Origin of the sequence: Sphingobium sp. YR768 (genome assembly GCF_900111125.1) — a bacterium.
In the GTDB taxonomy this organism is placed as follows: domain Bacteria; phylum Pseudomonadota; class Alphaproteobacteria; order Sphingomonadales; family Sphingomonadaceae; genus Sphingobium.
In genome coordinates, this window is record NZ_FOGE01000002.1 from 427,655 (window position 1) to 446,336 (window position 18,682).

The following is an 18,682-nucleotide window of genomic DNA, read 5'->3' on the forward strand; positions in this document are numbered from 1 at the left end:
TTCCTGAATTCTACGCCCCCTTATCCTGCGAGTTTCCGCGCCCTGTCCCGCCAGGCTTCCGCCAATACCGGCATGTCGGCCAGCGCACGGACGGCGGCGGGGTCGGCCTTGTGGCTGCCGCCGATCAGCAGGTGAAAGACGCGGGCGATCGGCCAGTCGGGGAGCGGCCGGTCGAGCAGGTCCATGCGGGTGCCGGCTTGCGCCTCCCCTTCGCGAATGACGCGGAAATAGAGGCCGCTGCGGGCGGTCTTGACGATGGTCGCCATCACGTCGCGCGCGGCGAAGCGGTGGTCGAGCTTCCAGCAGGGCTGGCGGCCATGGCTGACCTCCACGATCGCGCTGCCCAGCGAAAACCGATCGCCCAGGCAAATCTCCGCCTCCGTCATGCCGCGCGAGGCGATATTCTCGCCAAAAGCGCCCGGCGCGTCGAGCAGGGGCTGGCCGGGCTTGCGATCGCGCCACCAGCCATAATGATCCTGCGGATAGAGATGGATCGCCTTGTCCCAGCCGCCATGATGGACGGTGTCGGCAACCTGATCGCCCTCGAACCCCGCCCAGCCGATGCGCACGGGATCGCGCGTCGGCTGCTTGGCGATGGCGCTATAGTCTTCGCCGCGAAAGGGCACGGGTTTGCCGATCAGAAGGGCGTCGATGATCATATGGGGCGTGGTCATCGCGCGCTTATGCCATGGGTGCAGGCATGCGGCGATGGCCGATCGCGTGGGAATGGATTGTGAGGTGGCATGGACATGTTCGAGCGTGGTTGGATGGCGGATTTGGGTACGGAGCAAACATAAATGATACTGCTTAGTCAGATGCCCGAATTACCGCTTCCTTGAGGGTGAACGTGACGTTTCCTTGCTCAAAGGAGACGATCCCAATGCATGTGCAGCGAGGCACCTTGCCGACTGCACCCGCAATCCAAGTCTGAGATGAGAGCTTCGCTAGTTCTGGAAAGCCGTCGAGCCGAGAACCGGTAGGCAGTGCAATATCAAGCAGGCCCGTTCCGTCAACGGGGTCAACACATCCGTAGTCTTGAAGAAAATAGCCATATTCGAAGTCGTAGTGAGCGGCCGCCGTGATACTAACGAAGTAAGTGCCGTGACGACCATGTGCAGCCATAGTCTTTAACTCGCATACGGTTCTCGTCGTCGGTGCCGTCTCTGCCGTGCCCGCTGGCGTAGCTGTCGCGCCGATCAGGAGCGGAAAGGATGCAAAGAGCGCGATGAGCCTCATACCACATCTTTGCTGAAGTGGCGAACGGCAGCAAGTAGTCGTGGACAGACTTTCTTATCGTCATGCCAGCGAAGGCTGGCATCTCAGGCGGAGGCGCGTCACGATAGGGCATGGCGCGTGGCGGCTACACCTATATCATGACGAACAAGGCAAGAGGCGTTCTTTACATCGGCGTCACGGCCGATCTGGTCGCACGCCTATTACAGCACCGGAACGGCACAGGTTCGATCTTCTGCAAGAAATACGGCCTTACGCAGCTCGTTCTTGCGGAACATCATGACGACATCAGCTTTGCCATTGCTCGCGAAAAGGCTCTCAAGGCGTGGAAGCGCGAATGGAAAATACGGCTCATCGAAGAAAGCAATCCCGATTGGCGCGATATTTCAGACCTTATCCTCTGACCGCCTGAGACCCCAGCTTTCGCTGGGGTGACGAGAAAGGGAAGTTGTTCCTGCATCAGCATGAAGTTCCACCATCCACCGCCTAAACAGCGCTGAGTTCGGAGCGCAGTTTAAGGACTTCGCCGCCGCTGTCGACATGGATCAGATAGGCGGGGTCGGCGGGCGTTCCGTTGCGGCGGACCAGCGTGCCTTCGATCGTGCGTTCGACATGGCGGTCGAATCGCTCGGTGATCCGTCCACGGCCGACGCCTTGCCCCCAATTCCACCTGACCCGCATTCCTTTACGGAAAATCCTGGTCATCGGGGCATCCTCTCCTTTTTGCGGGGCAACTGCATCGGCCGGCTTTCCGAGCCTGCAAATGCCAAATTCCCAAGCACTTATATGGTTCCCTTGGGTTTTCGCGCGTCTTGGGCTAAGGGGCGCCGATGGATGCATCCGGCCTTCGCGTCGCCCTGTTCAGTGGCAACTATAATTATGTGCGTGACGGCGCCAATCAGGCGCTCAACCGCTTCGTCACCTATCTGCTCAAGCAGGGGGCGACCGTGCGCGTCTATTCGCCGACCACCGACACCCCGGCTTTCGAGCCTGCGGGCGATCTGGTGAGCGCGCCTTCCTTTGCCGTGCCGGGGCGCAAGGAATATCGCGTGCCGCATCGGTTGTCGGCCAAACTGCGCCGCGATCTCAAGGCGTTCCAGCCCAATCTGGTCCATGTGTCCAGCCCCGATCCGCTGGGCCATCGCGCGGTCAGCTGGGCGCGGGACCATGGCCTGCCGGCCGTGGCGTCCGTGCATACCCGGTTCGAAACCTATCCGCGCTATTATGGGCTGGCCTTTCTGGAGCCGCTGATCCTGTCCATCCTGCGTCGCTTCTATCGCCGCTGCGACGCGATCGTCGCGCCGTCCGAATCGATGGCGCAACTGCTGCGCGACCAGCGGATGAATTATGATGTCGGCATCTGGACGCGCGGCATCGACCGGGAGATTTTCAATCCGGACCGCCGCGACATGGAATGGCGGCGATCGCTGGGAATCGGCGACGATGCGCCAACGATCGGCTTTATCGGCCGGCTGGTGATGGAAAAGGGGCTGGACGTATTTTCCGACACGATCGACCAGCTCGGCGCGCGGCAGGTGCAGCATAAGGTGCTGATCGTGGGCGAAGGCCCGGCGCGCGAATGGTTCCAGAACCGTTTGCCCAATGCGGTCTTCACCGGCTTCCAGAAAGGCCCCGATCTGGGCCGCGCGGTCGCCAGCATGGACATGTTGTTCAACCCGTCGGTGACCGAGACGTTCGGCAATGTGACGCTGGAGGCGATGGCGTGCGGCCTGCCGACCGTGGCGGCGCGGGCGACCGGCAGCGAGAGCCTTGTCACCGAAGGCGTGACCGGCCGGCTGATCCGCCCCGGCGCGATCGGCGATTTTGCCGATGCGCTTGAGGCCTATTGTCTGGATGGCGATGCCCGGCACGCGGCGGGACAGGCGGCACAGCGGCGCGCGGAACGCAATGGATGGGATCAGGTCAATCAGGCGCTGGTCGACACCTATCTGCGCGTCATCCGCCAGCGCGCGCAGGGCCTGTCGCCGCGATCCAGCCCTGTTCCATAATTCAGCCTATTCCCTATATTCCGTTCGGGCTGAGCCTGTCGAAGCCCCGCATTTTTTCCACAGAAAGAACGGCCCTTCGACAGGCTCAGGGCGAACGGTGAGAGAATGAGCGATCTGTTCGCAGACCAGCAGCAGCCGGAGACTATCGAAGCCGCCCCTCTTGCCGACCGGCTGCGCCCGCGCACCCTGGCCGATGTGGTCGGGCAGGAGCATCTGACCGGGCCGGAGGGGGCTATCGGCCGGATGGTGGCGGCGGGGCGGCTGTCCTCCATCATCTTCTGGGGGCCGCCGGGCACGGGCAAGACGACGATATCGCGCCTGCTGGCCGATGCGGTGGGGATGCGCTTCGCGCCGATCTCCGCCGTCTTTTCCGGTGTCGCCGACCTCAAGAAAGTATTCGCCGCCGCGAAGGACCATGCCCGGCTGGGCGAAAAGACCCTGCTGTTCGTGGACGAAATCCATCGCTTCAACCGAGCGCAACAGGACGGCTTCCTGCCCTTCGTCGAGGACGGCACGGTCACGCTGGTCGGAGCAACCACCGAAAATCCCAGTTTCGAGCTGAACGCGGCGCTGTTGTCACGCGCGCAGGTGCTGATCCTGCGGCGGCTGGATGCGAGCGCGCTGGAGCAATTGCTGGACCGGGCGGAGGCGCTGACGGGCAGGCCCCTGCCGCTCGATCCCGCCGCGCGGGAAGCCTTGCTGGCCAGCGCGGACGGCGACGGGCGCTTCCTGCTCAATCAGGTCGAGACGCTCTATTCGATCGATATCCCCGCGCCGCTCGATCCGGCGGGCCTGTCCGCCCTGCTGCACCGCCGGGTCGCGGTGTATGACAAGGATCGGGAGGGACATTATAACCTGATCTCCGCGCTGCATAAATCGTTGCGCGGGTCCGATCCGCAGGCGGCGCTCTATTATATGGCGCGGATGCTGACGGCGGGGGAAGAGCCGTTGTATGTGCTGCGGCGGCTGGTGCGCTTTGCGACCGAGGATATTGGCCTCGCCGATCCGCAGGCGGTGGTGCAATGTCTGGCGGCCAAGGATGCTTATGAATTTCTGGGATCGCCGGAGGGGGAATTGGCGATCGTGCAGGCCTGCCTCTATTGCGCGACGGCGCCCAAATCGAACGCGGCCTATATGGCGATGAAGGCGTCGTTCAAATCGGCGCGCGAGACCGGATCGCTGATGCCGCCGATGAACATCGTCAACGCGCCCACCAAGCTGATGAAGCAGGTCGGCTATGGCACGGGCTATCAATATGACCATGATGCCGAGGGCGGTTTTTCCGGCGCCAATTACTGGCCGGAGGAGATGAGCCCGCAGACCTTTTATGCGCCGTCCGATCGCGGGTTCGAGGCGCGGATTGCCGAGCGCATCGCCTATTGGAACAAGCTGCGGGCGGAGCGCGGCGCGGCGTGACGCCGGGCTTTGCGCGCTTCGCCGCGATCGACTGGTCCGGCGCGAAGGGCGCACGACACAAGGGGGTCGCAGTCGCGCTGTGCGAGGCGGGGGATGCGCTGCCCCGGCTGGTGTCCCCGCCCGATCGCCTCTGGTCGCGGCAGGCGGTGGCCGACTGGCTGATCGATATGGCGGGCGAGGCTCCTACCCTGTTCGGCTTCGACTTCAGCTTCGCCCCGCCCTTCATCGCGCGGGGCAGCTATCTGCCCGGCGATGCTGTGCCGCAGGATGGGCCGGGCTTCTGGGCCTATGTCGATGCGATTTGCGACGATGTGGATCTGGGCGCGGCCAGCCTGCTGGAGGTCGCGCATCGGCGCCATTTCTATTTCGGCAAGGCGGATGGGGTGAAGGCGGCCTTCATGCACAACCGGGCGTGCGAGGCGCTGTATAATGCGGGCGGCGGGGGGAAGCCCTCCACCGTCTACGATGCGATCGGCGCGGCGCAGGTGGCCAAGGCGAGCTTTGCGGGCATGCGCATGCTGCACCATGTGCGGCCGCATGTGCCGGTCTGGCCATTCGATCCGGTGCCGGATGCGGGATCGCTGGTGGTGGAAATCTATACCAGCATCGCCGCGCGGGCCGCCGGTCGGCCTAGGGGACGCAGCAAGATGCGGGATCTGACGGCGCTCAATGATGCGCTGACGGCGCTGGGATCGGCGCCGCATGAAGGCGCGATGCCCGATGATCATGGCGCGGATGCGATCGTCACCGCCGCGTGGATGCGGCGCGCGGCGGCGCAGGCGGATCATTGGGCGCCCGGCGCGATGACCGCGCAGATCGCGCGCAGCGAAGGCTGGACCTTCGGCGTCACCTGAAGCCGGGCAAGGGTTTTCGGCCCATTATGCACCCGCCATATTTTGACGGGGCAATTCGTTGACTGGACCTGAACGCCGCTCTATGTGCGGCCTTCAGGCCGGCTTAGCTCAGTTGGTAGAGCACCTGATTTGTAATCAGGGGGTCAGGGGTTCGAGCCCTCTAGCCGGCACCATTGTTTTTTGGCCTCAAGCGCCGGCGCGGGCCGGGAACAGGCGGCGCCAGCCGATCGTCACGCCGCTGATCGAAATGATCAGGCCAGCGCCGGACAATATCCACACCAGAATATGCCGCAGCGGCGGCCACCGGAGCAGCCAGGGAAAGTCCAGGCTGTGCAGGGCGTTGAACAGCCAGCGATAGCTGCGCCCGCCCGACCCGACCTGCCCCAGCAGCGCGCCGGTCGCCGGATCGATATGCAGCCAGCTCTGCGCCGCATCGTCGAACTTCAGCCGCAGGACGGGCAGCGGACGATCATCGTCGCGCGGATCGCCAGTAGAGTACCAGTAACGGTCCGGCTGCTCCAGCAGATCGACGCCGGTAAGCGCCGCGCGCGGCATCGCATGGCGCGCCATGGTGAGGATGCGATCCCGGCTGAGCATCATCGGTTGGGCGGTTACGCCATCGATCAGGCGCGGTCGTCCCCTGCCCCACAGGGTAATGATCGGTTGCCCACCCAGCCAGCCGAAGCGGACTTCGCGCATGCCCCTCCCCGCCTGCGCCAGAGCGGCCAGATCGGTCGCGGGATAGTCGGGCCGCGCACCGGCATAGAGGCTGGCGACATCGCCCCGCCCCTTGTCCCGCAATCCGCCCCAGGGGCTCATCGACAGCCAGCCGCTCGCTATCCAGGTGACGAGGAACAGGCCGCCGACAAGACCGGCGACATGATGCCATTTCATCCAGCCGCGATAGGGGCTGACCGATCCCGATTTGTAGCGGCGCCTGAACCGCGCCCGCAGCAGGCCGATCCATATCCCCGCCAGCGCGCCCAGCAACCCTATGCCGGACGTCCACAATACGGTCTGACGCCATGGCTCCTGAAACACGCGAAGCGCTTCGAAATAGATCCAGTGCGGCACTGCGCCCAGCCAGTTCCAGAAGCGTTCATGCGCGGTGGTGTTTTGCACCACCTCCCCGGTTTGCTGGCTGACATAGATGTCGGACGATGCCGCATCAGCCGTGCGCACCCGCCAGAAGGGCGCCATCGCCTTATAGGCGCGGGTGACGACCCATTGATCATGATCGACCGGATCGACCGACAGAGCGGGCGCGCCCGTGAGGGTGGAGGCGATCGTAGCGGCGCGGGCGGCATCGACCGCGCGGATTTCGGCGCCGGTGCGCGCGGATAGGGCGCGCCGCCCATCCGGCATGACGATGCGATAGACCGGTTCCCCGCCGGTCACGCCGAGGCGCATTTCGGTGGGGGCGCCCGCCTCACCCAGCACCGCCAGCGCCCGGTCGGGCCCGACACGCACCTGTCGCCAGTCGATCGGCGCTGCGGTCGCCACCCGCTCCGCCGCGCGGAAGGAGGGGAAGGACACATAGAGCATCACCAGTCCCGACAGGAACCAGATGGCGAAGAACAGGCACAGGATGATGCCGGTCCAGCGGTGGAAAATATAGAGCCAGCGCTTCGTCGCCTTCCACAGCGCGGCGGGAACCGATGGTCCCCGCCACACCACACCGATCGCTTCAGAGCGCGACATGGAGTGTCGCCTCCACCGTGCGCGGATCGCCCAGCACCCATTGGGTGCTGCCATAGGTGGCGCGCGCATAGGTCGTATCGAAGATATTGCGGACACGCAGAGCAACGCTTGCCCCGTCCACGAACTGCCAGCGCAGCCCTGCGTCGGTCAGCGTATAAGCCGGGACGACACGACTGTTCGCCGCATCCTGATAACGTTTGCCGACATAGCTGACGCCGCCGTCCAGCACCCAGCCCTTCATGAATTCCCAACTGACAAAGGCATTGGCCGTTTTCGTCGCGACATTGGTGGGGCGATTGCCGGCCCGCTGGAACAGAACGCCGCCCACGGATTCGGCGAAATCATCATAGCGGGCGCGCAGCAGCGATCCGTTCAGCGTGACGCTGAGATGATCGACCGGCTCCAGGAAGAGCGAGGCTTCTACCCCGCGCGAGCTTTGCTGGCCGACCTGCACCTGAATGGTCGGGATCAGCGGATCGGATGTCAGCAGCTTGCGCTTGACGATGTCATAGACGGCCAGCGTCCACTGGCCGCGCGATCCCCAGAAGATATGCTTGATCCCCGCTTCATATTGGCGACCGGTCGACAGGTCGAAATCGCTTTGCGCGACACTGGTGGACACCAGCGCGCCAACCGGATCGGCCGCGGTCGCATATTGGCCATAGAGCGCCAGCGACGGGACGGGATTATAGACCGCGCCGACCCGCCATGTGACCGCGTCGGGCGTAGAGGTAAAATTATTCGCCGCATTCACATAGTCGGTCTTGGTGATTTCCGGCCGGTCATGGCGCAGGCCACCGACCAGCGAGAAGCGATCGCTGAACTTCAGCCGGTCTTCGGCAAAGATCGAATATTGGCGGATGCGGTTGGTGTAGCGGGCCTTCGTCGTCGCCGTGGACTGGTGGATGAACAGGCCCGGATCGGGATCGGCGGCGTCGACCAGTCGGGTCGCATTATTGCCGCTGTTGCTGACATTCTTGTAGCTGATGCGGTTGATGTCGAAGCCGACGACGAGGCTGTTTTCCAGTCCCCCCAGATCATGGTTCAGATTGGCGGTCGTTCGGTTCCCGGTCTGTTTCTGGATATGGTAGAGTTCCAGGAAACTGGATTGGCGCACCTGCGCCGCGCTGCCCTGCGTCGCGGCGACATAGGTCAGGCTTTCGGCATTCTTCCAATATTTATTGGCCCATAGATGGTAGAAAGTGCTGCGGATGGTCAGCGCATCGGACGGCGTCCATTCCACCTTCGCCTGGCTCCAATTGTCGCGGAAGCGCAGCCGGGCATCGGCCACATTATAATTGTTGCGGGCGATCGATCGGTCCAGGCTGCCGTTGACCAGCGGCATGCCGAACCATGTGCGCGGATTTTGCACGCTATGGTCATGGGACAGGGTGATGGACAGGTCGGTGGCAGGCTTGAACCGGATTGCGCCGGACAAAGCCAGCGCATCGGAATCGCCCCGGTCCATCCAGCCTTCCGACCGGCGATAGCTGGCGTCCGCGCGAAAGGCGATGCCTTCGCTGATCGGGCCACCGGCACCGGCCGCCACGTTGAAACTGTCATAGGAAGAGACGCCGACCCGGCCGCTCACCTCCATCTGGTCGGACGGCTGTTTCCGCACGACATTGACGGCGCCGCCGATCGCGCCCTCGCCATAGAGAACCGAGGCGGGACCGCGCAAAATCTCCACGCTCTGCGCCATCCACGGGTCGGCCGGGAAGGTCAACGTGTTGTTGTACATGCGCATGCCATCATAGAGCGTCATCACCGAATTCTGGCCGGTGAAGCCGCGCGCCGACAGGCCATAGCCGAACACGCCCGAGGTGTTGACGATACCGGTCGCGCGGGCGGCGGCGTCCTGAATGGTCAGGTCGCCGCGCAGGCGGATGGCATCGCCATCCAGCGTCTCGACGCTGGCGGGCATTTCCAGCGCGGTCAGGCCAAGGCGGCTGGCCCCTTCCGCCTTCATGGTGAGGCGCAGCGGATCGACCACGCCGGTCACGATGATCGCCGGATCATTCCCATTATCTTCGGCAGGCTGGGCAAAGGCGCTGGGCGCAGCAAGAGAGAAGGCCGCAAGCGCAGCCGGTGTGAACTTCAACATATCTATCCCCCCGTCGGCGTCGCACGACAAAATGGGCGGGGGCGTGCCGTTCACGAACGGTCGGCAACCGGCATCGGCCGGACGCCAGGGGCGACCGACACACAGCGTCCGATGCGGCCCCTGCCGCTCGTTCGTCGCTCAGACGGAGTATACCGTGCCGCGGCCATCCCCTGGACCAGGGCAAGAGCGACCAGACGCCGGCAGGTCTCCTGGCTCGCGGGTCATCGCTTGATATACGGCCTTCCCAGGCCTCGCAGGATTTAGCGTCCGGCCCAGTGGCTGGCGGATCGGTCCTACTGCCGTCCGCTCCTGTATATCGCGCTCGCCACTTACAGTTGCAGGGACAGCCTCGGATTTGGACAGCTTGCGCCATCCTCACCGCGTTCCCATTTTAATCCCCGTCTCCGGGGAACCGACGCGATCTTTGCCCCCCTGCCGCCCAAGGGCAGCCGAAAGGCGATGGCTGTCTATGTCGCCCGTGCGGGTTGCGCAAGAGGGCTTAGAGCGGGATGACTTCACATTGAATCGTCATTGCAAGCGCAGCGGGCCGAAGGCGGGCAAAGCCCAACCAATCCATGAGTGCGTCAGTGGATTGCTTCGCTCCGCTCGCAATGACGGCGTGGATCAAACCAATCTCATCTCACTCTAGATATGGCGGAGGATTGAGCGGACCACGGAAGCCATGCGGGCACGTCGCCCTTGCAAACAGCCCCACAACGCAAAATGGGGGCCGGCATTGCTGCCGGTCCCCACTTCCGTCGGGTCATGCGATCCGCGTCCCGCAAGGGGGTGCGATCATCGGCCCTTCATGTCCTTCGCATCATCCTCAGGGCGAGAATGTTGCTCCGGTGTGCGGCGCGGTCCGGCTGAAAGCCTTCATCGCGTCGCTGGTCATTCGTCCCCGTGCCCGACGTTCACTTTCGCGCGTACCCGGCAGCGGCTTCGATCGACCTGTGCCACCTATCCACATCATCCTTTCGGTCGATGCCTTTCAGCGACTATCGGAATATTTAAATGTCTGATTTCTCATCCATTTTCTGATCCGGATCGCTCCGTTTCATCCCTTCCGATACACAGATGCTCTCACCAACCGTGAGTCGTTCAAAGCGAAATCGGTCGGATTTTTGACAGCCGCCGATCAAAGCTGTGGATAAGTGTGGATAAGTTTTCCGGGCCGATCATCCAGGCGGCGACCAGTCCGGCGGCGCGAGCGTGAAACCAGCAAAATCGAAGCCGGGGGTGACGGTGCAACTGACCAGCGTCCAGCCCCCTTGCGGCGTCGACGCCTGCCAGTAATGGGCCGGCACCCGCCCCTGCGGCACCTGCCCCGCCATGATGTCCGGGCCGAGCAGCAGATGCTGTGCCGGCTCCCCCTCGGCCGCGACGGACAGGATCAGTGGCGCGCCTGCATGCCAGAACCAATGTTCCTCGCCATCGACCCGGTGCCAGTGCGAGCGCTCATGCGCCTCCAGCAGGAAATAGATCGCGGTGCCGGTCGCGCGTCCATCGGCCGTTGCAGGGCCGCGCCAAGTCTCCCGATACCAGCCGCCTTCCGGATGCGGCGCCAGATCGAGCGCAGTGATAAGGGCGTGTCCATCCCGATCATCGTCTGCACGCATCGCTTCACCTCAAAATTTATGTCTTTGGAAACAGTGCTTTGCCTCGTTGCCTGACGTTCATGCAACTTAGATCAAGGTGCAGGGGTTCAAGCGCCAAATCACTTAATACCCATACGCTAATGGAGGAGATACATATGCGTAAAGCCCTGCTCGCCCTGGTCGCCATTTCGCTGGCCGTCCCGGTTTCCATGGCCGTGCCCACCGATGGTGCACAGGCCCGCAAACATTATCGCTACAAGGAATGGCGTGGTCGCGACGGCCGCACCTATTGCCGCAAGTCGAACGGCACGACCGGCCTGATCGTCGGCGGCGTCGGCGGTGCGCTGGTCGGCCGTGCGATCGATACGCGAGGTGATCGTGCCACCGGCACCATCCTGGGTGCGGCCGGCGGCGCGCTGCTCGGCAAGTCGATCGACAGCAAGCGCACCTGTCGCTGAGCGGTTTGGGCCGCTGACGGATCAGTCGGCGCCTTCCGGAGCGGGCGCCGGCTTCCGATTGAAATAAGCATGAAAAAAGGGACGGCATCCCGTCGGATGCCGTCCCTAACTTTTCAAGCGCTCAAGGCTTATTCCGAAGCGGCGCCGCGCGCGTCTTCGACCTTGAAGGCGACCTGCTGGCCACCCGACACGCCCGACACCTTCCCATTCTTGACGGCCAAGTTGAAAGCGACGGCGTCGGGGAAACGACGGCCCGAAATCACCTTGCCAGCCTTGGTGTCCTTCACCTGGTAGACATAGGTATAGCCTTCGTGCGTGAAGCGCTGCTTGGGAGCGGCTTCTTCGGCATAGGCGGCGGTGGCGACGGTAGCGCTAACAACGCCAGCAACAATGAACTTGGACAGCATTCGCATGGGTAAACTCCTTGTGAATGCCGATCAAACACCTCTTATATTCTTGTTCTGTTGAAGCCTGTTTATGGTGCGGCGCGGCAAAGCGACAATCGCAAAATAGGGCAGTATGATTGCACCAAATGCAATCATGCCAGCATCAAGTCATTAAGCCTTTGACATAGCGACAATATGGTCGAACTGCGCCTTCGTCAGCGGCGACACGGAAAGGCGCGATTGGCGCAACATGACCATATCGGCCAGCGCCGAATCGGCCTTCATCGCCTTCAGCGTGACTGGCTTTTCCAGCTTTTCATGCGGGGCGACATGGACCGCGATCCACTTGCCGGTGTCGTCGGTGCTATCGGGCGCGGCTTCTTCGGCGATCGTCATGATGCCGACCGCCTCGACCCCGATATTGCTATGATAGAAGAGCGACAGGTCGCCCTTGCGCATCGCGCGCATATGCCCCTGCGCTGCATGGTTGCGCACGCCGTCCCATTCGGCCTTCCCCTTGGCGACCAAGTCGTCATAGGAAAAGACGTCGGGTTCCGATTTCATCAGCCAGTAATTCATTTTGCCTCCTTGCAACAGCGGCCCGCCGCGATCAAGGATGCGTCCATGCGCGGGCGACCCCATATAGGCGGTGCGCCCCTTTCGATTTTTTGGAGATAAGACGTGTCGCAATCGGTGCTGGAGCAGGTGCCCGTCCTGTCCTTGGCAGACATGGCCAAGGCGGATTTCGCTGAGGCTTTCGGTCAATCCTTCCAACGCTTCGGCTTCGCCATGGTCAAGGATCATGGCATGGACATGGCGCTGATCGATCAGGCCTGGGCCATGGCCCATCGCTTCTTCGCCCTGCCCGTGGCGGTGAAGGAGGAATATAATGCGAAGTTCAATGGCGGGCAGCGCGGCTATACTGCGTTCGGCACGGAAATCGCCAAAGGCGCGACCGAAAATGACCTGAAAGAATTCTGGCATGTCGGCCGCGACCTGCCCGAAGGCGATCCGCTGGCGGAAACGATGCCGCCCAATGTGTGGCCCGCCGAAATGCCGGAATTCAAGCCGCTCTTCGCGAAACTCTATAGCGAGTTCGACCGGGTCGGGGCGGAATTGCTGTCGGCCATCGCGCTCTATCTGGGCCTGCCCGAACGCTGGTTCGACGGCCCCATCGAAAATGGCAATTCGATCCTGCGCCTGCTCCATTATCCGCCGGTGTCGCCGCAGGCGCCGGGCGTGCGCGCGGGCGCGCATGAGGATATCAACCTGATCACCCTGCTATTGGGCGCCGAGGAAGGCGGGCTGGAGCTGAAGGATCGGGATGGCAACTGGTTGCCGGTGGTGCCGCCGCCGGGCGCGCTGGCGATCAATGTCGGCGACATGCTGCAACGGCTGACCAACCATGTGCTGCCGTCGACCAGCCACCGGGTTGTCAATCCGCCGCCGGAACGACGCGGCCATTCGCGCTATTCCATGCCCTTCTTCCTGCATCTGCGCCCCGACTTCATGATCGACGCGCTGCCGCAATGCGTGAGCGAGGACAATCCGCGCCGGGAAGCGCCGATCAGCGCGCATGACTATCTGACCGAGCGACTGATCGAGATCGGGCTGATCAAGAAGGGATGATGCCCGTCATTGCGAGCGGAGCGAAGCAATCCACCGGCGCGCCATAGATTGCTTCGCTGCGCTCGCAATGACGAATAGTCGCTTACTTCCGCCCGCGCCCCAGGGTGATGCCGATTTCCTCGCCGCGCTCGCTCAGCGCCAGCTTGACGATCTTCACCTCGACATGGCTGACCTTGTCGTCCTGCCCGAAGATAGTGTCGATGATATGGTCGGCCACCGCTTCGATCAGGGTGAAATGCACGCCTTCGGGCAGCGCGGTCGAGGCCGCGTGCTTCAGGTCCATATAGTTTTTGGAATGGCCGAGCGGCGTCGACGGCTCATAATGATCGGCGATTCGCAGGCGCGCGCGAATGGAAATGCGCAGCGGCTGGGGGAGATGCGTCTCCTCCGAATAGATGCCGGTCAGCACGTCGACGTGCAGGTTGTTCACCTCCAGCGTCAGAAAATCGTCAAATCCTGTCTGCATAGCCTTGCCATATATGGTCCCACTCCTGCCGGCAGGCGGGGCCTATTTAGTCTTTCCTTTTGCGAGGCGGGCGCTAAAGCCCCCGCTTCCGGCGCTGCCCCATGCGCCATAGTAGGCGGAACGGCAAGTCGTGTCTCACATTGTGCCCTTGGATAGTCAGTCTGACGCAGCGATCGAGCAACTGCTCGACGCGGCCTTCGGTCCTGATCGCCATGGCCGAACCGCCTACAAGATCCGCGACGGCATGGCCTGGCTCCCGGCCCTGTCCTTCGCCATGGTCGATGCGGACGGCGCGCTGATCGGATCGCTGCAAAGCTGGCCGGTGGCGCTGACGCTGGCGGATGGCGGCCAGTTGCCGCTGATCATGGTCGGCCCGGTCGCGGTCGAACCGGCGCATCAGAAGGGCGGCCATGGCCGCGCGCTGATGGACGCGGTGGTCGCCGCCGCCCGCGCGATGCGCTGCGAACCGCTGATGATGATCGGCGATCCGGAATATTATGGCCGCTTCTGGGGCTTCACCGATGAAGGCACCAACGGATGGGACGCGCCCGGCCCGTTCGAGAAGCGCCGCCTGCTGGCCCTGTCGGTCGATGGCGCCGCGATCGGCGGCACGGGCATGCTCGCGCCGCGAATTGCGGTCACCGCCTGAATTACCCCTTTGCCTTCGGGCAGGCGCGCTCCTATCTCCGCCCCATGCCCATGGAACCCCTGCCCGATCTGTCCACCCTGTCGCTGGCCGATATTGCGCGGCTGATGGCGGAAAAGCGCCTGCCGCCGGTGGACCAATGGAACCCCGCCCATTGCGGCGACAGCGAAATGCGGATCGCGCGCGACGGCACCTGGTATCATCAGGGATCGCCGATCGGCCGTGAAACGATGGTGCGGCTCTTCTCCACCATATTGCGTCGCGAACCCGATGGCAGCCATGTGCTGGTGACGCCGGTCGAGAAGCTGGATATCGCGGTCGAGGATGCGCCTTTCGTCGCGGTGGAACTGAGGACCGAGGGGGAAGGCCGGGCGCGGACTTTGGCTTTCCGCCTGAACAGCGGCGATCTGGTCACGGCCGGACCGGACCATATGCTCAGCCTGCGCGAGACGGTGGATGGCCCCCACCCCTATCTGCATGTGCGCGGCGGGCTGGAAGCGCTGGTCGCGCGCAGCGTCTATTATGAGCTGATGAACCTGGCGCTGGAGGAAGAGGGCGAGCGCGTCGGCCTGTGGAGCGAGGGCGCCTTCTTCCCGCTGGACGGCGCTGCATGAGCCTGACGGAAAGGCTGCGCGCCGCACTGGAGGAGGGGCATCGGCGCGAAGAACTGCCTTTGTCCGATGTGCGTGACCCGCGCATCGTGGAGGAGATCGTGCTGGCGCCCGCCGCCGTGCTGGTGGCGATCACCGACCGGCCCGAACCGGGCCTGATCCTGACCGAGCGCGCCACGACGTTGCGCAAACATGCCGGGCAGATCGCCTTTCCCGGCGGCCGGGTCGATCCGGGCGATGTGGACGAGATTGCCGGCGCCCTGCGGGAAGCGCAGGAGGAGATCGCCCTGCCCCCGGCCGCGGTGCAGGTGATCGGCACATCGGACCGCTATTGCACCTTCACCGGGTTCGACATCGTGCCGGTGCTGGGCGTCATTCCGCCAGACCTGCCGTTGCGCGCGCAGGCGGGGGAAGTAGCAAGCTGGTTCGAACTGCCGCTCGCCTACGCGCTGGACCCCGCCAACCGCATCCGGCGCGAGGTGGAATATGCCGGGGCGATGCGGGCCTATTATGAGATTTTCTGGCAGGACCGCCGCATCTGGGGGATCACCGCCGCCATTCTTGCCAATCTTTCCCGAAGGCTGGGTCATGACCGTCTTGTTGCCTGACGCCGACTGGCGTCATCGTCCCGGCCTCGATGGCCTGCTTGTCGCGCTGCACGCAGCGGCGGGCAAGGCCCGTTATGTCGGCGGCGCGGTGCGCGACGCGCTGCTGGGGCTGCCGGTCAATGATCTGGACATCGCGACCAGCCTCGACCCGCATGATGTGGTCGACCGGCTGAAGGCGGCGGGGATCAAGGCGGTGCCGACCGGCATCGACCATGGCACGATCACCGCCGTCCTGCCCGATGGCCCGGTGGAGATCACGACGCTGCGCCGCGACGTGAGCACCGACGGGCGCCGCGCGACCATCGCCTATACCGACGACTGGCGCGAGGATGCGGCCCGCCGCGACTTCACCATCAACGCCCTCTATGCCGATCCGCTGAGCGGCGAGATCAGCGACTTTTTCGGCGGCCTTGCCGATCTGGAGGCGCGGAAGTTGCGCTTCATCGGCGATGCGACCGCGCGGATCGCCGAAGATCATCTGCGCATCCTGCGCTATTTCCGCTTCCTGGCGCGCTATGGCGACAATGAAGTGGACAGCATCGCCTATGACGCCTGCGTTGCCGCCGCCAACAGCCTGATGGCTCTTTCGCGCGAACGAATCGCGGACGAATTGCTGAAATTGCTGGGCGTGGCGGCGCCGGTGCATGCGCTGCGGCTGATGGTCGAGGGCGGCATATTGGTGCCGGTCCTGCCAGAAGTGGTGATGGCGGGCGTCGACCGGGTCGAGAGGCTGATGGCGCGCGAAGCGGAGAGCGGTGTCGGCGGATCGGCGCTGCGTCGCCTGGCCGTGCTGTTGCCGCATGATCCGGCGCTGGCGGACCAGATCGGCGCGCGGCTCAAATTGTCGAACAAGGCGCGCAAACGGCTGATGACGGCGCTGGAGCCGGGCGTGGATGGGGAAACGCCGCGCGCGCTGGCCTATCGGGTCGGGGTGGAAGGCGCGATCGACCGGTTGCTGATCGATGCCGGCCAGCCGCTGGATGCGCTGGCGGACGTAATCGGCTGGACACCGCCCAGCCTGCCGATCGGCGGCGGTGCCCTGATCGCGCGGGGGCTTCAGCCCGGACCGGACGTGGCGAAGGCCCTGCATGAAGTGCAAAGGCTCTGGGTAGCGGAAGATTTCCCCGACGCTGCGCGCGTCGGCGAACTGGCGGATCAGACCGTTTCGAAATTCCAGCGCGCGCGCCAATAATCATAGGCATCAGCCTCGGACATGGCCTTGGCGAAATAATAGCCCTGCCCCTGCCAGCAGCCCATCTTCTGAAGGGCATGGGCCAGACCCTGCGTCTCGATCCCTTCGGCCGTGACCTTCAGGTTCAGCGATTCGGCGAGCGACAATATGGTGCGGACGATGATCGTTTTGTCGCGATCTTCCAGCATGGTGGACACGAAGCTGCGATCGATCTTCAAGATATCGATCGGCAGGCTGTGCAGGCTGGCGAGGTTGGAAAAACCGGTGCCGAAATCGTCCATCGCGATCGGCATCTGCAAATCCTTGAGTGCGACCAGCAACTTACGCGCCTTGTCGGGATCGGCGATGATCGCGCTTTCGGTAAGTTCGGCGGTCAGGCGGCTGCCGGCGATGCCGGAATAGCGCAGCGCTTCCTCGAACATCGACGCCACATCGTCCCGCGCCATCTGGATGGGCGAGAGGTTGACGTTGACGCCGACCGGCAGCGCCTGCCCGAACTTCGCATCCCAGCGGGAGAGCGCCTGCGCCGCTTCATAGGCGGCCCAGCGGCCGAGCGGCGTGATCAGCCCGCTCTCTTCGGCCACGGCGATGAACTCCACCGGCGATACCGGTCCCAGTTCCTCGTCATCCCAGCGGGCCAGCGCTTCGAACCCGGTAATCTCGCCGGTCTGGAGATGGATCAGCGGCTGATAGGCCAGCGTCAGCCCACCCTGCGCCAGCGCATCGCGCAGACGACTTTCGATCGAGAAGCGGCGCTGCGCTTCCTTGAGCACGCCGTTGCGATAGATTTCGACCTTGCCGCTGCGCTTGGCGATCTTCACCGCCGCCTGCGCCTTGCGCACGATATCGTCCGGGTCATCGTCCAGGTTGATCGACAGGGCGCAACCGATGGCGCAATCGACGCGGATCTGGAGATCGCTCAGGCGGATCGGCGAACTCAGCGCCTCCTTGATCCTCTGAACGATATGAAGAGCATCGGACAAGCCATTGTTTAGACGCGCAAAGATCGCAAAATCATTGCCACCGATGCGGGCCAGCACATCGCCCTGACGCAGGCTGGACTTGAGCCGCTTGGCGACCGTGATCAGCAATTCGTCCCCGGCCATCGGGCCGAGCGATTCATTGACGCGGCTGAAACGGCTAAGGTCGATCGCGATGATGCCGAACTGGGCATTGTCGGGCCAGACCGAATTGGCCAGCCTATCGTCAATCTCTTCGCCAAAGCCGGTGCGGTTGGGCAATGCGGTCAGCCCGTCCGACAAAAGCTCCCGGCGCAGATTCTTTTCGATCGCCCGTTCGCTGGTGCGGTCGATCGCGGTGAACAGAAAATGTTCGGGACGATCCTCAGCCGCAGGCAGACGCCCCACGGTGCACATGAAATATTCCGGCCCCAGCTTGCCGTCGCGGCGAATCTCGAAACTGTCCGAATCGCGTTCGGAATGGATGAAAGCGATGACCCGCTCCCGCCATTCGCCCGCTGCGCGAGCGTGGCTGGCGCCGCCTTCCAAATTTGCCTGGAAGGCTGCGTTGAACCGCACATTGCCTTCGATTAGCTTTATCTGTTTGTCTTCAAACGAAAATATGGCGGCGACCTGCGGCAAGGCAGACAGCCACTGCGTCATCCCGACGCTGTACAACGGATGCGCGACACCCTCCCCCTCTGAAGGGGTGCCGCTGGTCTCGACGACCGGCAAATTGCGCACCGAAATGGATTCCATATGTCCGCTGTATCGCGCAGGGGTAAATTTTCAGGAAACGTTATTCACCTTTG

Annotated in this window: 20 protein-coding genes, 1 tRNA gene and 1 riboswitch; of the genes, 11 read left to right on the top strand and 10 right to left on the bottom strand. The window is 63.6% G+C overall.

Translation table 11 applies throughout. From position 1 onward, the window contains the following. Nucleotides 1-20: 20 nt before the first annotated feature. Nucleotides 21-674 (bottom strand): MOSC domain-containing protein, encoded by a 654-nt coding sequence (locus tag BMX92_RS04430; protein WP_093012421.1) that lies wholly within the window; start codon nucleotides 672-674, stop codon nucleotides 21-23. Between the two features lie 133 nt (nucleotides 675-807). Then, the gene (locus tag BMX92_RS04435) at nucleotides 808-1,236 is read right to left on the bottom strand and encodes a hypothetical protein (protein ID WP_093012424.1); all 429 of its coding nucleotides are present in this window, start codon (nucleotides 1,234-1,236) and stop codon (nucleotides 808-810) included. A gap of 110 nt (nucleotides 1,237-1,346) precedes the next feature. Between BMX92_RS04435 and BMX92_RS04440 the strand changes: the two genes are divergently transcribed. Next, the gene (locus BMX92_RS04440; RefSeq protein ID WP_093012427.1) at nucleotides 1,347-1,637 is read left to right on the top strand and encodes a GIY-YIG nuclease family protein; all 291 of its coding nucleotides are present in this window, start codon (nucleotides 1,347-1,349) and stop codon (nucleotides 1,635-1,637) included. Nucleotides 1,638-1,719: 82 nt separating this feature from the next. Here BMX92_RS04440 and BMX92_RS04445 read toward each other — a convergent pair whose 3' ends face one another. Continuing rightward, nucleotides 1,720-1,938: a hypervirulence associated TUDOR domain-containing protein gene (locus BMX92_RS04445; RefSeq protein WP_093012430.1), complete on the bottom strand. Its 219-nt coding sequence runs from the start codon at nucleotides 1,936-1,938 to the stop codon at nucleotides 1,720-1,722. A 125-nt stretch (nucleotides 1,939-2,063) separates the two neighbouring features. Between BMX92_RS04445 and BMX92_RS04450 the strand changes: the two genes are divergently transcribed. From BMX92_RS04450 to BMX92_RS04465, 4 genes are all read left to right on the top strand, one after another. Next, nucleotides 2,064-3,242, top strand: a complete 1,179-nt coding sequence (locus BMX92_RS04450; protein ID WP_093012433.1) for a glycosyltransferase family 4 protein — start codon at nucleotides 2,064-2,066, stop codon at nucleotides 3,240-3,242. A 105-nt stretch (nucleotides 3,243-3,347) separates the two neighbouring features. Continuing rightward, a complete protein-coding gene (locus tag BMX92_RS04455) occupies nucleotides 3,348-4,658 on the top strand; it encodes a replication-associated recombination protein A (protein ID WP_093012436.1) in 1,311 nt (436 codons plus the stop codon). Further along, the gene (locus BMX92_RS04460; RefSeq protein WP_093012668.1) at nucleotides 4,655-5,512 is read left to right on the top strand and encodes a hypothetical protein; all 858 of its coding nucleotides are present in this window, start codon (nucleotides 4,655-4,657) and stop codon (nucleotides 5,510-5,512) included. The genes BMX92_RS04455 and BMX92_RS04460 overlap by 4 nt, the downstream gene beginning before the upstream one ends. 97 nt (nucleotides 5,513-5,609) lie before the next feature. Beyond that, a tRNA-Thr gene (locus BMX92_RS04465) sits at nucleotides 5,610-5,685 on the top strand. Nucleotides 5,686-5,698: 13 nt separating this feature from the next. Here BMX92_RS04465 and BMX92_RS04470 read toward each other — a convergent pair. From BMX92_RS04470 to BMX92_RS04480, 3 genes are all read right to left on the bottom strand, one after another. Further along, nucleotides 5,699-7,213: a PepSY domain-containing protein gene (locus BMX92_RS04470; RefSeq protein WP_177184928.1), complete on the bottom strand. Its 1,515-nt coding sequence runs from the start codon at nucleotides 7,211-7,213 to the stop codon at nucleotides 5,699-5,701. After that, complete coding sequence (locus BMX92_RS04475; RefSeq protein WP_093012443.1) at nucleotides 7,200-9,317, bottom strand: TonB-dependent receptor; 2,118 nt, start codon at nucleotides 9,315-9,317, stop codon at nucleotides 7,200-7,202. The genes BMX92_RS04470 and BMX92_RS04475 overlap by 14 nt, the downstream gene beginning before the upstream one ends. A gap of 181 nt (nucleotides 9,318-9,498) precedes the next feature. Continuing rightward, nucleotides 9,499-9,749, bottom strand: a riboswitch (cobalamin riboswitch). A gap of 746 nt (nucleotides 9,750-10,495) precedes the next feature. Then, nucleotides 10,496-10,936: a cupin domain-containing protein gene (locus BMX92_RS04480; RefSeq protein WP_093012446.1), complete on the bottom strand. Its 441-nt coding sequence runs from the start codon at nucleotides 10,934-10,936 to the stop codon at nucleotides 10,496-10,498. Nucleotides 10,937-11,070: 134 nt separating this feature from the next. Between BMX92_RS04480 and BMX92_RS04485 the strand changes: the two genes are divergently transcribed. Next, nucleotides 11,071-11,373 carry a glycine zipper 2TM domain-containing protein gene (locus tag BMX92_RS04485; RefSeq protein WP_093012671.1) on the top strand — a complete coding sequence of 101 codons (303 nt, stop codon included), beginning with the start codon at nucleotides 11,071-11,073 and terminating at the stop codon, nucleotides 11,371-11,373. A gap of 128 nt (nucleotides 11,374-11,501) precedes the next feature. Here BMX92_RS04485 and BMX92_RS04490 read toward each other — a convergent pair whose 3' ends face one another. Both BMX92_RS04490 and BMX92_RS04495 read right to left on the bottom strand, forming a co-directional pair. Beyond that, the gene (locus tag BMX92_RS04490; protein ID WP_093012449.1) at nucleotides 11,502-11,780 is read right to left on the bottom strand and encodes a hypothetical protein; all 279 of its coding nucleotides are present in this window, start codon (nucleotides 11,778-11,780) and stop codon (nucleotides 11,502-11,504) included. 150 nt (nucleotides 11,781-11,930) lie between these two features. After that, on the bottom strand, nucleotides 11,931-12,338 hold the full coding sequence (locus BMX92_RS04495) for an EVE domain-containing protein (RefSeq protein ID WP_093012674.1): 408 nt from the start codon (nucleotides 12,336-12,338) through the stop codon (nucleotides 11,931-11,933). A 102-nt stretch (nucleotides 12,339-12,440) separates the two neighbouring features. Between BMX92_RS04495 and BMX92_RS04500 the strand changes: the two genes are divergently transcribed. Further along, nucleotides 12,441-13,388 (top strand): isopenicillin N synthase family dioxygenase, encoded by a 948-nt coding sequence (locus tag BMX92_RS04500; RefSeq protein WP_093012452.1) that lies wholly within the window; start codon nucleotides 12,441-12,443, stop codon nucleotides 13,386-13,388. Nucleotides 13,389-13,470: 82 nt separating this feature from the next. On the opposite strand, the gene BMX92_RS04505 is transcribed toward BMX92_RS04500, so the two are convergent. Beyond that, nucleotides 13,471-13,854 (bottom strand): dihydroneopterin aldolase, encoded by a 384-nt coding sequence (locus BMX92_RS04505; protein ID WP_093012455.1) that lies wholly within the window; start codon nucleotides 13,852-13,854, stop codon nucleotides 13,471-13,473. A 130-nt stretch (nucleotides 13,855-13,984) separates the two neighbouring features. On the opposite strand from BMX92_RS04505, the gene BMX92_RS04510 reads away from it, so the two are divergent. From BMX92_RS04510 to BMX92_RS04525, 4 genes are read left to right on the top strand one after another with little or no spacing between them, the layout of a single operon-like run. Then, nucleotides 13,985-14,503: a GNAT family N-acetyltransferase gene (locus BMX92_RS04510; protein WP_093012459.1), complete on the top strand. Its 519-nt coding sequence runs from the start codon at nucleotides 13,985-13,987 to the stop codon at nucleotides 14,501-14,503. Between the two features lie 44 nt (nucleotides 14,504-14,547). After that, nucleotides 14,548-15,114 carry a DUF1285 domain-containing protein gene (locus BMX92_RS04515; RefSeq protein ID WP_093012462.1) on the top strand — a complete coding sequence of 189 codons (567 nt, stop codon included), beginning with the start codon at nucleotides 14,548-14,550 and terminating at the stop codon, nucleotides 15,112-15,114. Beyond that, the gene (locus tag BMX92_RS04520; protein ID WP_093012466.1) at nucleotides 15,111-15,719 is read left to right on the top strand and encodes a CoA pyrophosphatase; all 609 of its coding nucleotides are present in this window, start codon (nucleotides 15,111-15,113) and stop codon (nucleotides 15,717-15,719) included. Before BMX92_RS04515 ends, BMX92_RS04520 begins: the two co-directional genes overlap by 4 nt. Beyond that, the gene (locus BMX92_RS04525; RefSeq protein WP_093012469.1) at nucleotides 15,700-16,911 is read left to right on the top strand and encodes a CCA tRNA nucleotidyltransferase; all 1,212 of its coding nucleotides are present in this window, start codon (nucleotides 15,700-15,702) and stop codon (nucleotides 16,909-16,911) included. The genes BMX92_RS04520 and BMX92_RS04525 overlap by 20 nt, the downstream gene beginning before the upstream one ends. On the opposite strand, the gene BMX92_RS04530 is transcribed toward BMX92_RS04525, so the two are convergent. Continuing rightward, complete coding sequence (locus BMX92_RS04530; protein WP_093012472.1) at nucleotides 16,875-18,629, bottom strand: putative bifunctional diguanylate cyclase/phosphodiesterase; 1,755 nt, start codon at nucleotides 18,627-18,629, stop codon at nucleotides 16,875-16,877. The two genes, BMX92_RS04525 and BMX92_RS04530, sit on opposite strands and share 37 nt — an antisense overlap. Nucleotides 18,630-18,682: the final 53 nt, after the last annotated feature.